The sequence below is a fragment of the Brevundimonas sp. EAKA genome (assembly GCF_000698025.1).
GTDB lineage: Bacteria > Pseudomonadota > Alphaproteobacteria > Caulobacterales > Caulobacteraceae > Brevundimonas > Brevundimonas mediterranea_A.
On the sequence record NZ_JMQR01000075.1, the window covers coordinates 1 to 15,069 of the forward strand.

The following is a 15,069-nucleotide window of genomic DNA, read 5'->3' on the forward strand; positions in this document are numbered from 1 at the left end:
GGTTCTCCACCGCCGCCACGATCTTGGCGGCCAGGGCTTCGATCTCGGCCTCGGCCAGGGTCGCCTCGCGCGGCTGGATCACGACTTCCAGGGCGACGGACTTGAAGCCGTTGTCCACGCCCTTGCCGCGATAGACGTCGAACACCCGGACCTCGGCGATCAGGGCCTTGTCGGCGCCGGCCGCAGCCCGGACCAGATCGCCGACAGGTTTGGCGTCCTCGACCACGAAGGCGAAGTCGCGGGTCAGGGGCATGAAGGCCGACAGGTCCGCCGATCCTCGCGCCTTGCCCGACTTGCCGCGCGGCTCGGGCACGGCGTCCAGAACGATCTCGAAGCCCAGCATCGGGCCGTCGGCGTCCAGCGCCTTCAGCACGCGCGGATGCAGTTCGCCGAACTCGACCATGATGTTCTTCGGCCCCAGCTGCAGCCGGGCCGAACGGCCGGGATGCCACCAGTCGCGGTTCTGACCCTGGGCCAGTTGCAGCGAGGCGACCGGGGCGCCGATCTCTTCCAGCAGGGTGGTCAGATCGGCCTTCAGGGCGAACAGGGCGTCCTCTCCGGCGCCGGCCCAGTGGCGGGCGGCGTGGGGGGCGACCAGGGCGGCGATGACCGTGCGCTGATCCTTGGGACCGTCGCCCAGATAGATGGGGCCGATCTCGAACAGGGCGGCGTCGGCGAAGCCGCGCGCGGCGTTGCGCGCCGCCGCCTGGATCAGGTTCGGCAGGGCCGAGGGGCGCATACAGTCCAGATCGGCCGCGATGGGGTTCTCCAGCACCAGCCGGTCATCGCCCCCGCCGAACAGGGCCGCGGTCGATTGCTTGGTGAAGGACCAGGTGACGGCCTCGGCATAGCCCAGGGCCGCCAGGGCCCGGCGCGCCGTGCGGACGCGGGCCTGACGCGGGCTCAGCACCCCGCCGGCGGGACGGGCGACCTCGGGCAGGGGCGTGTCGGGCAGGCTGTCGAAGCCCTCGATCCGCGCCACCTCTTCCACCAGATCGGCCCGACCCTCGACGTCGCGTCGCCACGACGGCGGGGTGACGATCCAGGGCTCGGCCTGACCGGCCGGCGCGGCCGTGATCAGGAAGCCGAGCTGGCCCAGGATGGTCCCGATCCGGTCGTCGTCCAGATCCATGCCCGTCAGACGCTTCACATAGGCGGGGTCGAAGGCGAAGGGCGCCGGGCTGGCCGGGGGCTCGCCGACGAAGACGATCTCGGACGGTTCGCCGCCGCACAGGTCCAGGATCAGGCGGGTGGCCAGCTCCAAGCCGGGCGTGACCGAGACCGGATCGACGCCGCGCGCGAACCGGTACTGGGCGTCGGAATGGATGCCGAGCGCACGGCCGGTCTGGGCGATCACCAGCGGATCGAACCAGGCGCTTTCGATGAAGACGTCGGTCGTGGTTTCGTCGCAGCCGGTGCTTTCGCCGCCCATGACGCCGCCCAGGCCGATGGGGCGCTCGCCCCCGGCGTCGGCGATGACGCAGTCGGTCGATGCGGCCGCATAGGTCTTGCCGTCCAGGGCGATCAGATGTTCGGGCTCGCCGCCCTCGATATGAGCCGTCTCGGCCGAGACCTGGCCGCCGCGCACGACGATCTCGGTCCCGACCAGCTTGGCCACGTCATAGACGTGCAGCGGGCGGGCGCAGTCATAGGCGATCAGATTGGTCACATCGACCAGACGATTGATCGGGCGCAGACCGATGGCGGTCAGGCGTTTCTGCAGCCAGGCCGGCGACGGCCCGTTCTTGACGCCCCGGATCACCCGGCCGGCGAAGACCGGGCACATCTCGGGCGCGTCCAGCCGCACGGTGATCGGCGACGGGAAGGCCCCGCGCACCACGGCGATGTCGAAATGCTTCAGCTTGCCGACGCTGGCGGCCGCCAGGTCCCGCGCGATGCCGGCGACGCCCAGCCAGTCGGGCCGGTTCGGCGTGACTTCGAAATCGATGACGGGCTCGGCGCCGAACAGGCCGGCGACCGGCGTCCCCACCGGGATCTCGGGCGGCAGTTCCTGGATGCCGTCGCTCTCATCGGCCAGCTCCAGCTCGGAGGCCGAACACAGCATGCCGTTGGACACCACGCCGCGCACCGGCTTCTCGACCAGGGTCACGCCCAGGCCGGGCACATAGGCGCCGATGGGGGCATAGATGGTGGTCAGGCCCGCCCGCGCGTTCGGCGCGCCGCAGACGATCTCCTTCAGCCCGTCGACGGTCTCGACCTGACAGACCTGCAGCCGGTCGGCGTTGGGGTGACGTTCGGCCGAAATGATCTTGGCCACGGTGAAGGGCGCCAGTTTGGCGGCGGGATCGAGCACCTCCTCGACCTCCAGCCCGGCCATGGTCATGGCCTCGGCGATCTGATGGACATCGGCCTCGGTCTCGAGGTGATCCTTCAGCCAGGACAGGGTGAACTTCATGCTGCGGCCCCGCCCAGCACCTGCTGGATGTTGGCCAGGAACTCCGGCGCTCCGGTGAAGCCGACGCGCAGGAAGCGGCAGTCGACGAAGCTGCAGTCGGAGAAGGTCACTGTCCCCGTCACCTTCTGGGGCCCCACCGGCGCCAGCAGCAGATTGCGGGTATCGCCCATGGCGTCGCCCATGTTGCAGTTGTCGAACCGGCATCCGCCCACGGCCAGCAGCACTGCAGGCCCTTCCAGGAAACAATTGCGGAAAGTCTTGCCGGTGATCACAGCCTCGCCGCGCTGGGCCGCCTCTAGGATCAGCTGGGGCAGCCAGATCTGGACGCCCTCATAGGCAGGGCCAACCCCGATCAGGGGCAGTTTCAGCATATCGTCTTCGATCTTCATGATTCAGCTCAGGCCCGAGGCCGGATTGGGGGCCGCGAAGGCCGAGAAGCCGTAGTGCGCCAGCCAGCGCGTGTCGGCGTCGAACATGGGGCGCAGGTCGGGCACGCCGTATTTCAGCATGGCCAGACGATCCACCCCCATGCCGAAGGCGAAGCCCTGATATTCGTCCGGGTCGATGCCGCAGTTTCGCAGCACATTGGGATGCACCATGCCGCAGCCCAGGATTTCCAACCAGTCGTCGCCGGTGTTGAACACCAGTTTCCCACCCGACCGGTCGCAGCGGATGTCCATCTCGGCCGAGGGTTCGGTGAAGGGGAAGTGGTGCGGACGGAACCGCGCCTGGACCTCGTCCAGCTCGAAAAAGCGGGCGATGAAGGTCTGAAGCGTCGTCTTCAGGTGGCCCATATGGATGTCGCGGTCGATCACCAGGCCTTCGATCTGGTGGAACATCGGCGTGTGGGTGGCGTCCGAATCCTTACGGAAGGTGCGACCCGGCGCGATGATGCGGATCGGCGGCTTCTGGGACATCATGGTGCGGACCTGCACCGGCGAGGTGTGGGTGCGCAGCACCTTGCGCTCGCCCGTCTCGGGGTCGGGCTTCAGGAAGAAGGTGTCGTGCATTTCCCGCGCCGGATGTTTGGGCGGGAAGTTCAGGGCGGTGAAGTTGTGGAAGTCGTCCTCGATGTCCGGACCTTCCGCCACGGCGAAGCCCATCTCGGCGAACAGGGCGATCATCTCGTCCATCACCTGCATGGTGGGGTGGACCCCGCCCTTGCGACGCGGCCGGGCCGGCAGGGTCAGATCGACGCGCTCGGCCTGAAGCCGGGCGTCCAGTTCGGCGGCCTCCAGCTCGGCCTTCTTGGCGGCGATGGCGGCGGACACGCGGTCGCGCAGGCCGTTGATCATCGGCCCCTGTTCGCGGCGTTCGTCGGGGCTCATGGCCCCCATCCCCTTCAGCAGGCCGGAGACGGAGCCGGACTTGCCCAGGGCGGCGACGCGCACCTCTTCGAGGGCGGCGACGCTCTCTGCGCCGCCGATGGCGTTGATCAGTTCGAGTTCGAGTGTGGCGAGATCGGTCATTTGGCCCGTGCATTAGCGGGCCGGGGCGCGTTCGTCACCCTTGAAGGCGCGCGGCAGGACTGATCAGGGCGCGGAGGCGATGGCGGCAAGCTGGTCGGCCGGCGCCTTGTTCGCCGCGACGATCCAGGCTGGCGGTTCCGGCTCCCAGCGGATGGGCCTTCCCTCGGTGCTGGTCCAGCGGTGCAGCCAGGAGATCCCGTTGGCACGGACATAGCGATCTTCATGCGCATAGATCGGGTCCGACAGGGCCTGTTCCAGCGTCACGAACCGATAGCCGCGCGCCAGATACAGGGCGTGGATCTGCGGGTACCAGTCCTGGTTCAGGCTGTTGGCGTGCAGCAGCAGGATCTGGGCCGGCTCGCGCCCGCCGGTCAGTTCGGCGCTATAGGGTTCGAAGAAGTCCAGCACCGTGGTCATATGGGCCACATAGGCTTCGCCGATCCGCCGTTTCAGCGCCTCATCGCCCAGTTGCTCGGCCTTGCGATAGACGTCGCCGAACATCCAGTCGTTGTTGTCGATCGTGACGGGGGCGACCGTATAGCCGCGCTGGGCCAGGCCGGCGGCGATGGCGTCATGCTTCTCCTGGATCTCTCCGGTGAACAGATAGGGATGACGGAACCAGCGCAGGGTCCGCCCGCGCGTCTCCAGCGCGGCGCGCGTGATCGGGGCGCCGGCGTCCACATCGGCCAGATAGGCCTCGGCCGTCGTGCGGTGGATATTGATGTGGCTGAAGCTGTGGTTGCCCAGATCCAGCCCGCCGTCCAGCCAGACGCCCAAGGCTGTCGGCAGGGTCGAGACGCGGGTCGGTTCGCACACCCTGCCCTCGTTGACGAAGGCCGTCCCCTGCGTGTCCAGCGGCTTCAACATGGCCACGAAATCCGTGGTCAGCCGCATCAGTTCGGCGGGATCGCACAGCGCCGTCTCCGACGCCTGATAGGGCAGGTCGTCGAAGGTCACGGCGATGCGGCGGGCCTGAGCCGCCGCCGGGAAGGCCAGGGCGGCGACCGCCGCAAGACCGCAGATCAGGACACGTATCGCCATGAGGCCAGACTAGTCCGGACTTCCGCGCATGGGAACCTGCGCCGTCATCGTCCGTTCACAGATCAACCGTCCGAAACGCGCCTTGAAAGGTTCATGATCGGCAAAGCGGTTGTTAAATATCACTGGTTAAGCCCGCCCTCGTGGACATAAGGGGGGCCGAATGCCGCTGATCGGTGATTTCGTTGACTTGATCGCGCCGGTGGCTCCGTCCACGCCGGGCGCCGAGGTGTTCGAACGTTTCCAGACCGAGCCGAACACCCTGGCCCTGGCCGTCGTGAACGATGACGGGCGGCCGGTCGGCATCATCGAGCGCAACGCCTTCACCCTGCGCATGGCGGCCGAGTTCGGGCGCGCCCTTTACGCCAAGAAGCCGGCCGAGAGCCTGATGGATCGCAACGCCCCCATTGCGGAGGCCGGGACCAGCGCCGAGGCCTTCTTCCAGGCCTATGGCGCGGCGGAACTGGGCGCCCTGCTGGGCGGCTTCATCGTCGTGGCCGAGGGACGTTATGTCGGCGTCGGCACGGCTCTGCAGGTCGTCCAGGCCGGCGCCGCCCTGCACCGCCAGCGCGCCGAGGAAATGGGGGCCCTGGCGCGGGACCTGGCCATAGCCGAGGCCGAAGCCGTCGCCTCCAGCCGCGCCAAGTCCGAATTCCTGGCCGTCATGAGCCATGAGATCCGCACGCCGTTGAACGGGGTTCTGGGCGTCGCCGCCCTGATGGAGCGGAAGCTCGAACAGGAAGAGCTTCGCCCCTATGTCCGCACCGTCATCGATTCCGGCCAGAGCCTGCTGCGGCTGCTGACCGACGCCCTGGACATGTCGCGCGCCTCGGCCGGCATGCTGACCCTGGAGGAAGAACCGCTGGACCTGTCCGCCGTCGCCTTCGACATCGACGCCCTGTGGCGGCCGCGCGCCGAGGAGAAGGGCCTGAACCTGACCGTCCGCACCGACCTCGAGGCCGGTCCCTGGGTCCTGGCGGACGGGATGCGGGTGAAACAGCTGCTGAACAACCTGGTCGGAAACGCCCTGAAATTCACCCAGACCGGCGGCGTGGCCGCCACCCTGGTCAGCCGCAGTTCCGACACGGGCCTGAGCGTCGAACTGACTGTGGACGACAGCGGCCCCGGCGTGCCGGAGGCGGCGGCCGCTACCATCTTCGACCCCTTCAATATCGGCAAGGCCGGACGCGAGGGCGCCGGCGCCGGACTGGGGCTGGCCATCTGCCGTCAGATCGCCGAACGGATGGGCGGCTGCATCAGCCTGGGCGTCTCGCCGATGGGCGGGGCGCGGTTCCAGGTCCGGCTGCCGCTGAGCGCCTGCGCCGCCGACGCCGGGGCCGTCGGTCCGGTCATGGCCGAGCCGACGCCGCACGAAACCCTGCATGTGCTGGTGGTCGACGACAACGCCACCAACCGCTTCGTCGCCGCCAAGCTGCTGGAGATGTTCGGCTGCACCGCCGAAATGGCCGAAAACGGCCAGGAGGCGCTGGACGCCGTCCAGGCTCGCCCGTTCGATCTCGCCCTGATGGACATCAAGATGCCGGTGATGGATGGGGTCGCCGCCACCCGCGCCATCCGCGCCCTGTCCGGCCCGGCCTCGCGCCTGCCGATCCTGGCCCTGACCGCCAACGCCGAGGAAGGGGACGAGCTGGACTATATCGCCGCCGGCATGAACGGCGTGGCCCAGAAGCCGATCCAGCCCGACGCCCTGCTGAACGCCATCCGCCTGGTGCTGGCGGCGGCTCAGACCGCCCCCGTGCCGCAAGCCGCCTGAGTCCGCCGGCTGAGTCCGCCGCCTGGCCCGTCCCCGGGCCAGCTCTGGTCCTGAAACGAAGAACGCCCGCCCCGGAAGACCGGAGCGGGCGTTGATCTTTTCGAACGCGGACGGGCCTGGGCCCGACGCCCTTAGGCCAGGGCGGCGCGAACCTTGTCGGCCACGGCCTTGAAGCCCGCACCGTCGGCGGCGATCGAGGCCAGGACCTTGCGGTCCAGTTCGATGCCGGCCTTGTTCAGGCCATTGATGAACTGGCTGTAGGTGAAGCCTTCGATACGCGCGGCGGCGTTGATGCGCTGGATCCACAGGGCGCGGAAGTTGCGCTTCTTGGCGCGACGGTCGCGATAGGCGTATTGCCCGGCGCGGTCGACGGCGGCCTTGGCCGTGCGGATCGTATTCTTGCGGCGGCCGGAGAAGCCCTTGGCCTGCTCCAGAACCTTCTTGTGCTTGGCGTGCGAAGTTACGCCACGTTTAACGCGAGCCATGTCGCTATTCCTTCAAATTCTTTGGGTTGAGATCTGTCGTACAGCGCGCGCCGATCAGGCGTACGGCATGTAGGACTTGATCTTCTTGGCGTCGGCGTCGGCCATGACCGAGGTGCCGCGGTTCTGGCGGATGTATTTCGAGTTGTGGCTGATCAAGCGGTGACGCTTGCCCGCAACCCCGGCCTTGACCTTGCCAGTGGCCGTGAATTTGAAGCGCTTCTTGGCGCCCGACTTCGTCTTCAGTTTCGGCATTTCGATCTCCTTTTTGAGGGGCTACCGCCCTTCGGGCTACTTGAGCCGTGGGGTGGTGTTCCTCAGAGTTTAAGAACCGCCTAGGCATGCCTGTTCGCCCGGCGGTTCGGTACGCGAAGGCGCGGCTTGTAAGCGAAGACGCCTGCCGACGCAAGATGAGTCAGGACAAGGACGTAACGGGCGCTTCTGCAGCGACCTGACCCCGGCGGATCGCCCGTCCGGCGTTGATCGCCATCACCGCCGCCGGGATGGTCAGCAGGGCCCCGACCAGGAAGGGCCAGTCGTGCCCCAGGCCCGAGAACAGCGCCCCGGCCACCATGGGTCCGAAGATCCGCGCCACCGAGCTGGAGGCCATGTTCAGGCCCAGCATGGCGCCCTGCCGGTCGGGCGGCGAGGCGCGGCTGATCATGGCCGAGATATTGGGCATGGCCAGGGACATGCCGCAGGCGCCGACGGCCATGACCAGGGGAATGACCCAGCCCTGGACCAGGGGGATCGACAGGGCGCCCAGCTCCAGCCGGGTCGCGGGGAACCAGGCGACCGGCGCCAGGACCTGAAGCACCAGCGAGGCGCCGAACAGCAGCATCCCCGTCGCCAGCACCCGCGCCTCGCCGAACCGCCGCGCCAGACGCCCGGCGAAGAAGCCCTGGTTCAGCGTGGATATCACGCCCACGATCATGAAGCTGAGCCCCACCTCGCGCGCGCCCCAGGCGTAGCGGCTCTCGGACCACAGGCCGAACACGCTCTCCATCGCCGAGAAGCCGGCCATATAGACCAGGGTCACGACCAGGACCCGCGACACCACCGGATTGGTCCGCGCGTCCTTCAGCCCCGCCAGGAAGGGCGGACGCGCCGCCGCAGGATCGGCCTTGGCCCGACTCTCGCGCAGGAAGACGATCACCCCGACCGCCGCCATGGCCGCCAGGGCCGCAGCGAGGAAGATCGGCAGTTGATAGCCCAGCCGTCCCAGCTGCGGCTGGGTCAGCAGGCCGCCCAGCCCCGGCCCGACGATGAAGCCCAGGCCGAAGGCCGCGCCGATCAGCCCCATCCGCCCCGCCCTCTGCTCCGGCGGCGTGACGTCGGCGACATAGCCCTGAACGGTCGAGATATTGCCCGCCCCCAGTCCGGTGAACAGGCGCACCGCGATGGCCAGCCAGATATTGGGCACGAAGGCCAGCATCAGATAGCCGACGGTGTTGGCCGCCAGCGTCGCCAGCAGGACGGGCTTGCGGCCGATCCGGTCCGACAGCCGCCCCCAGAAGGGTTCGGCGAAGAACTGGCCCAGCGAATAGGCCGAGAACATCAGGGTGATCTGCCACGCCTCGGCCTTCAGGCTCTGGGCGAAGAAGGGCAACAGCGGCACCACCAGGCCGAACCCGACCAGATTGATGAACACCACTGAGAACAGCACGGCCAGGGCGGGGGCGCGAACCTTGGGGGGCGTAACGGGCGAAACGGTCATGCCCCAGCCTTAGCGCGGCGTATCAGGCCTAGCGAGGCGGATTGTTCGCCTCCAGGAACCGCACCGTCTCGACCAGCATCTGCCGGCGCGTCACGGAACGCGACAGCCAGTGATCCTCGCCCTGCAGCTCGATCAGTTCCACCGGCTTGTCGGCGCGGCGCAAGGCCTCGGCCATGACCCGGCTCTGTTCGATGGGCACCACCGTATCGTCCTTGCCATGGATGAGCAGCAGGGGACTGTCGGCCGCGGCCGCGAGATGCGCCGGCGACAGGGCGTCCAGCGCCCGGTCGTTCAGGCGCGCGGCGCCCATGAACCGGTTCCAGTAGCGGACCGTCTGGCTGTCGTTGCGATTTTCCTGCCGCGCTTCCCAATTGACCATGCGGCGCAGGTCGGACACGCCCGCGACGGACACGCCGCAGCGATAGACGTCGCCGTCCAGCGTCAGCCCCGCCATGGCCGCATAGCCGCCGTAGCTGGCGCCGACGATACAGACACGAGCCGGGTCGATGATGCCCTCGCCCGCCAGCCAGCGTACGCCGTCGGACAGGTCCGTCTGCATCTTGCGCCCCCATTCGCCATAGCCGGCCTCCAGGAAGTCGCGGCCATAGCCGGTCGATCCCCGGAAATTGGCCTGCAAGACCGCATAGCCCCGCGACGCCAGGGCCTGGGCCCACCAGTCGAAGCCCGCCACGTCCTGCGACGCCGGCCCGCCATGGGCCAGAACCACCAGCGGCAGGCCCGAGGGTTCGGACACGCCCGGCGGCAGGGTCAGATAGCCGGGAATATCCAGCCCGTCCTGGGCCGCGTAGTGGATGGGGCGCACGGCGCCGACCTGTTCGGGGGCGATGGTCGGATAGGACTCGGCCAGGCTGTCGGCCACGCCGCGATCAAAATCGACCAGTTGATACTGACCCGCCTCGCCCGTGTCGGTGAAGACGACGACCAGGCTCAGATCATCGTTCCAGGACACCAGTCGCGGGGCCTTGTCCTTGAAGGCCCGCTCAATGGACCGCCACCGCCGCGACGCCTGGGGTTCCAGAAACTCGTACCGGACGCCGTCTTCCTCGGTGCGGGCGCCGCCGATCAGCAGACGGGTCTGCGGATGATGCACCAGCAAGTCGGGATGGTGTTCGAACGGAAGGCGGGTCCATTCGCCGGTGTCCACATTGACCTCGAACAGGACGTCCGAAGTCTCGGAATCCGTTTCCTGCTGGGCCAGGTCCGGCCGGTCGGCGCCGATGACAATCGTGCGGGGCGTGCGGCCCATGCCGTAGAAGGAGGGGGTGTCCACCGGGGCGTCGATCGCCCAGGCCTCGTGGAAGCCGCGCCCCTTGTTGGGCAGTCGCAACGACCAGCGGCCGGTGCGTTCCACATAGCGGGCCATGGCGATCACCTCGCCGTCGCCGTCCAGCACATAGTCGTCAGTCTCGCGATCCATCGCGGCCACGGAGCGGCCGCGCCCTGTTCTCAGGTCGATGCGGTGCAGATCGATCTGGTCGGTCGTGACATTGACCCCGCGCACGAACAGGGCCTCGCCGTCCTGCGTGGTGCGGATCGAAGCCGAACCGTAAAGCACGGCCAGCACGTCCGGCGTGCGATCCAGCACCTGGACCAGCTTCTTCTTCTCCAGATCCAGCACCTGGCCGAAGAACAGTTCCGACCGCGGCACGCCCAGCATGGCGATGCCCCGCGTCTGCGAGGTGACGACCAGAACCCGGTTCTCGCCGATCCAGCGCAGGTCGCGCACCTTGGCGTCGCCGACGTCGGCGGCGAACAAATGCTCGCCGGTCGTCATCCGGGTGACGGCGATGGCCCGCGTCTCGCCCACGACGGTGATGCGGGCGATCAGGTCGCCGCTGGGCGACAGTTCGATATATTCGATGGCCGGCGTCGCGCCATAGGCCTCAAGCGGCGGGGGAGCCGCGCTCCGGGCCGCGCCCTGCCCCTCGCTTTGGGCCCAGGCCCCCGCATTCCCTGCGCAAACCAAAGCCGCGACCGCAAATGCGAGCGCCTTCGCCCCTGACCTGAACACCACGCACGTCCTCCCCCGAGTCGAACCTCCTTTTCGGACGCCCCGCCCGCAAGTTGCAAGAGGTCCGCGCCCCACGCGCGAAAAAAGAAAGCCCCGACCGGGTCCGGTCGGGGCTTTCCAGATCAGCGATGGATCGTGCCGATCAGCGCGGCGCCAGGATCATGATCATCTGGCGGCCTTCCATCTTGGGCGCGAACTCGACCTTGGCGATTTCATCGAAATCGGCCTGGACCTTGTTCAGCAGCTTCATGCCCAGTTCGGGGTGGGCCATTTCACGGCCGCGGAAGCGCAGCGTGACCTTGACCTTGTCGCCCTCGTCGAAGAAGCGGTGCATGGCCTTGGCCTTCACCTCATAATCGTGGGTGTCGATGTTCGGACGGAGCTTGATTTCCTTGAGCTCGACGACCTTCTGGCGCTTGCGCTGCTCGGCCTTCTTCTTCTGTTCCTGGAAACGGTGCTTGCCGTAATCGAGGATCTTGGCCACCGGCGGTTCGGAGGTGGAGACGATCTCGACCAGGTCCATCCCGGCTTCTTCGGCGGCTTCGAGCGCGGAAGAGGTGGGCATGACGCCCTGTTTCTCACCGTTCTGATCAATGAGCAGAACGCGAGGGGCGCGGATATCCTGGTTCATACGCGGCCCGTCTTTCACGGGTGGCGCTTGCATGGGACGGCGAATGGGCGTCGTTTCCTTATGTGGTCAAAGAAGGCGTGTGTCGTGATGAGCGAATGCACGCGGCTGTCGCCACGTTCCCCTCATGACGGCAATATGCGCCCAGAAGCCCGGTTTTTCAAGGCTTGGCGGGCGTTTCGGCGATATAGGCGTCGTGCAGCGCCAGCACCGCTTCGAAGACATGATCGACGCTCAGAGCCTCGATGGGGGCGAACTCCCCGCGCGTCTCGTTCGAGGCCGCCGTGCGCGTCTTCGGCCCCCAGGGACCATACAGCCACCATTCCGTCGGCCCGAACAGGCCCAGAGTCGGTCGCCCCAGCGCCGCCGACACGTGCATCAGGCCGGAGTCATTGCCGACGAACAGATCGGCCCGGTCGATGGCGGCGGCCGAGGCCAGGATGTCGCCCTTGCCCACGAAGTCGATCCCGCGCGCGCCTGCGGCCACCAGCGCGGGCGTCGCCGGCGGCCGGTCGCCCGGTCCGCCCACGGGCATGAAGCGCCAGCCGTCGAAACGCGGCTCGGCCTTCAGCTTCTCGACGAGGGCGCCCCAGCGGTCTGCGGGCCAGCTCTTGCCCGGCTGGTGGGCGATGGGGGCCAGGGCGATGATGCGACCGGGACCGGCGCCGCCGGCCAGCTGCGGATCGATGACGGCGGCGGCTTCGGCCCGCGCCTGATCGTCCAGGAAGATTTCGGGATCCAGCGCCGTCTGCGATCCCATCAGACGCGACACCATCTCGACCTTGCGCAGCCCCGTCTCCCACGAGCGATTATAGACGACGCGTCGCTTGGCCGGGATCAGATAGGCCAAGGCCGAGCCCCGGATGTCGACGACCATATCCCAGCGGGTCGAACGCACCTGTTTCCACAGATCGACCCAGTGTCCGGCCCTCTTCTTCTTGTCGAGCACGAGGGTGCGCACGACGCCGGGCGCATTGCGGAAGAAGGGCGCGGGCGGCCGGCCGCAGGCGACGGTGATCTGCGCGCCCGGAACCTGACGTGAAATCTCGCGGATCACGCCCGAGGAGATGACGCAGTCGCCGATGCGATTGGAGGTGACGAACAGGACCTGGGGTGCGGACATGGGCCTGTGTTCCGCCATCGCGCGGCGCGGTCAAGGGTGACGGCGAAGGAAAGTCCGGGCAGAACGCCCCCATGACCGACATCCAGCACCTGTCCCGCCCCGACGGCGAAACCCTGGCCTTCAAACGCATCGAGGGCGGCGGCCCGACCGTCGTCTGGGTCGGCGGCTTCCGCTCCGACATGGAGGGGACCAAGGCCCTAGCCCTGGACGCGGCGGCGCACGACCGCGGCTGGAGTTTCGTCCGCTACGACCATTTCGCCCACGGCCAGTCCTCCGGCGACTGGCGCCGGGCCACCATCGGTCGCTGGCGCGAGGATGCGGTCGCCCTGATCGACAGCCTGTCCGGCCCGATCATCCCGGTCGGCTCGTCGATGGGCGGCTGGGTCGCCCTGCTGGCGGCCCTGGCGCGGCCGGAACGGATCAAGGGCCTGGTCCTGGTCAATCCGGCCCAGGACTTCACCGAACGGCTGATGTGGCCCGGCCTGGCCGACCACGAACGTCAGGCCATTCTGCGCGAGGGCGAGACCCTGATCGTCGAGGAAGGCCTGGGCGAATACGTCCTGACCCGACGCATGTTCGAAGAGGCGCGCGACTGGCTGCTGCTGGACGGCGTCATCGAGATCGTCGCGCCAGTCCACATCCTCCAGGGCCGCGCCGACGACGTGGTCCCCTGGCGTCACCAGGTCGAACTGATCGAACGTCTGACGGGCGGCGACGTCCGCCTGGACCTGATCGAGGGCGGCGACCACCGGCTGTCCACGCCCACGGACCTTGACCGGCTAGTGGCGGCGGTGGAGGGGATGCGGGGCTAAGCCCCCCGCGCCCCCGTCAACACCCCATATAGATCCGTCCGCCGATCGCGGAAGAAGCCCCAGGCGGCGCGATACTTGTCCAGTTCATCCAGGTCGAAGCGGTGCACCAGCACCCCCTCCTCCTCGGCGCCCAGGCTCTCGACCAGATCGCCCTGCTGATCGGCGATGAAGGAATGGCCGTAGAAGGTCTGGCCGACCTCGGTCACCGTCTCATGCCCGATCCGGTTGGCCCCGACGACGGGAACCGCATTGGACACGGCGTGGCCCTGCATGGCGCGCCGCCACGGCTGGGCCGTGTGCAGGGTCGCGTCATGCGGCTCGGTGCCGATGGCGGTCGGATACATCAGCACGTCGGCGCCCATCAGCATCATCGCGCGCGCCGCTTCCGGGAACCACTGGTCCCAGCAGATGCCGACCCCGACCTTGCCGAAGCGCGTCTTCCAGACCTTGAAGCCCGTATCTCCCGGCCGGAAATAATACTTCTCCTGATAGCCGGGACCGTCGGGAATATGGCTCTTGCGATAGACGCCCAGGGCCTCGCCGTCCGCGTCCAGCATGACCAGCGAATTGTAATACTGCGGCCCGTCCTTCTCGAAGATCGAGACGGGAATGGCCACGCCCAGTTCCCTGGCCATCGGCGCCATGGCCGTGACGCACGGATGCTCGCGCCATTCATAGGCCTGGGTGAACCAGTGCTCCTCCTGCGACACGCAGAAATACGGCCCCTGGAACAGTTCCGACGGCAGGATCACCTGCGCGCCCTTGCCCGCCGCCTCGCGCACGAGGTCGATCGTCTTGGCGATGTTCGCCTGCATGTCCTCGCCATAAGAGGTCTGGATGCCGGCGACGGTGATGGTGCGGGTCATGCGGGCTCCTGCTGGGAGATGCAGTGGAACGAGCCGCCGCCGGTCAGGATGGCCTTGGACGGCAGCGGAATGATCTCGCGATCAGGGAAGGCGGTCGCCAGGGCCTCGCAGGCGAACCGCGCGGCCTCGTCGTCGCCGTAGGTGGGCACCACCACGGCGCCGTTGGCGATCAGGAAGTTCATGTGGCTGGCCGGAATCGGGCGTTCGTCCTCGTCCAGCACCAGGCCCGGAGACGGAATTCTCAGTACACGGAGCTTACGCCCTGTCGCGTCGGTCATGCCTGACAGATCGCGCGCCGTGGCGTCATAGACCTCGGCGTTGGGGTCGTTCCGCCCCCAGGCGATGGGACAGGCCACGACGCCCGGCGCGACGAAGCGGGCCAGGTTGTCCACGTGGCCGTCTGTGTGGTCGTTCAACAGGCCGTCGCCCAGCCAAAGCACCGCCTTGGCGCCGATGGCCGTCTCCAACGCGGCGGTCGCGACCGCCTCGTCCTGGTTCCAGGCCGGATTGCGGTTCGGGTTCAACAGGCATTGGCGGGGGGGCAGCACCCGTCTCTTTTACACATCTGACGCCGCCCACGAACCACCCCTTGTAAGTATCGCGGGGTGGCGGCTCATTTAAAAAAAAAAAACAAACAAGAACATAGAGAGCACGCCGACGCAGAAGAAAGCGAAAGAGCAACAGGTGCCGAGCAGAGAAGTACACGAGTGTA

Annotated in this window: 13 protein-coding genes and 1 pseudogene; 2 read left to right on the top strand and 12 right to left on the bottom strand. The window is 67.8% G+C overall.

What is annotated here, in order from left to right; translation table 11 throughout:
* The 4 genes from pheT to ER13_RS11390 all read right to left on the bottom strand — a co-directional run.
* Positions 1-2,416, bottom strand: a 2,416-nt coding sequence (gene pheT, locus ER13_RS11375) for a phenylalanine--tRNA ligase subunit beta (RefSeq protein WP_035309346.1), incomplete at its 3' end; no start/stop codon positions are given.
* Positions 2,413-2,805 (bottom strand): hypothetical protein, encoded by a 393-nt coding sequence (locus tag ER13_RS11380; protein WP_155988144.1) that lies wholly within the window; start codon positions 2,803-2,805, stop codon positions 2,413-2,415. The genes ER13_RS11380 and pheT, both read right to left, overlap by 4 nt.
* Before the next feature lie 3 nt (positions 2,806-2,808).
* Entirely contained in the window at positions 2,809-3,885 is a 1,077-nt protein-coding gene (pheS, locus tag ER13_RS11385) for a phenylalanine--tRNA ligase subunit alpha (protein ID WP_035309348.1), read from the bottom strand.
* Positions 3,886-3,948: 63 nt separating this feature from the next.
* On the bottom strand, positions 3,949-4,926 hold the full coding sequence (locus ER13_RS11390; protein WP_035309350.1) for a polysaccharide deacetylase family protein: 978 nt from the start codon (positions 4,924-4,926) through the stop codon (positions 3,949-3,951).
* A 160-nt stretch (positions 4,927-5,086) separates the two neighbouring features.
* Between ER13_RS11390 and ER13_RS11395 the strand changes: the two genes are divergently transcribed.
* Positions 5,087-6,697 carry a response regulator gene (locus tag ER13_RS11395; protein WP_008262520.1) on the top strand — a complete coding sequence of 537 codons (1,611 nt, stop codon included), beginning with the start codon at positions 5,087-5,089 and terminating at the stop codon, positions 6,695-6,697.
* Positions 6,698-6,828: 131 nt separating this feature from the next.
* Here the strand turns inward: ER13_RS11395 and rplT are convergent, their stop codons facing one another.
* The 6 genes from rplT to ER13_RS11425 form a co-directional block, all read right to left on the bottom strand.
* The gene (gene rplT, locus ER13_RS11400; RefSeq protein WP_008258832.1) at positions 6,829-7,182 is read right to left on the bottom strand and encodes a 50S ribosomal protein L20; all 354 of its coding nucleotides are present in this window, start codon (positions 7,180-7,182) and stop codon (positions 6,829-6,831) included.
* Positions 7,183-7,236: 54 nt separating this feature from the next.
* Entirely contained in the window at positions 7,237-7,434 is a 198-nt protein-coding gene (gene rpmI / locus ER13_RS11405; protein WP_003166435.1) for a 50S ribosomal protein L35, read from the bottom strand.
* A gap of 160 nt (positions 7,435-7,594) precedes the next feature.
* On the bottom strand, positions 7,595-8,896 hold the full coding sequence (locus tag ER13_RS11410) for an MFS transporter (RefSeq protein ID WP_052005054.1): 1,302 nt from the start codon (positions 8,894-8,896) through the stop codon (positions 7,595-7,597).
* Positions 8,897-8,924: 28 nt separating this feature from the next.
* Positions 8,925-10,931 carry a S9 family peptidase gene (locus tag ER13_RS11415; protein ID WP_231492538.1) on the bottom strand — a complete coding sequence of 669 codons (2,007 nt, stop codon included), beginning with the start codon at positions 10,929-10,931 and terminating at the stop codon, positions 8,925-8,927.
* Between the two features lie 139 nt (positions 10,932-11,070).
* Positions 11,071-11,592 (bottom strand): translation initiation factor IF-3, encoded by a 522-nt coding sequence (infC, locus tag ER13_RS11420; protein WP_035309352.1) that lies wholly within the window; start codon positions 11,590-11,592, stop codon positions 11,071-11,073.
* 124 nt (positions 11,593-11,716) lie between these two features.
* On the bottom strand, positions 11,717-12,679 hold the full coding sequence (locus tag ER13_RS11425; RefSeq protein ID WP_035309354.1) for a glycosyltransferase family 9 protein: 963 nt from the start codon (positions 12,677-12,679) through the stop codon (positions 11,717-11,719).
* Between the two features lie 71 nt (positions 12,680-12,750).
* Here ER13_RS11425 and ER13_RS11430 point away from each other — a divergent pair, with 71 nt between their 5' ends.
* Complete coding sequence (locus ER13_RS11430) at positions 12,751-13,491, top strand: alpha/beta fold hydrolase (protein ID WP_035309356.1); 741 nt, start codon at positions 12,751-12,753, stop codon at positions 13,489-13,491.
* Here the strand turns inward: ER13_RS11430 and aguB are convergent.
* Positions 13,488-14,357: an N-carbamoylputrescine amidase gene (gene aguB / locus ER13_RS11435; protein WP_035309358.1), complete on the bottom strand. Its 870-nt coding sequence runs from the start codon at positions 14,355-14,357 to the stop codon at positions 13,488-13,490. The two genes, ER13_RS11430 and aguB, sit on opposite strands and share 4 nt — an antisense overlap.
* Positions 14,354-14,905 (bottom strand): annotated as a pseudogene (locus ER13_RS11440) (agmatine deiminase family protein); the annotation flags it as partial. The gene aguB and the pseudogene ER13_RS11440, both read right to left, overlap by 4 nt.
* Between the last annotated feature and the right edge of the window lie 164 nt (positions 14,906-15,069).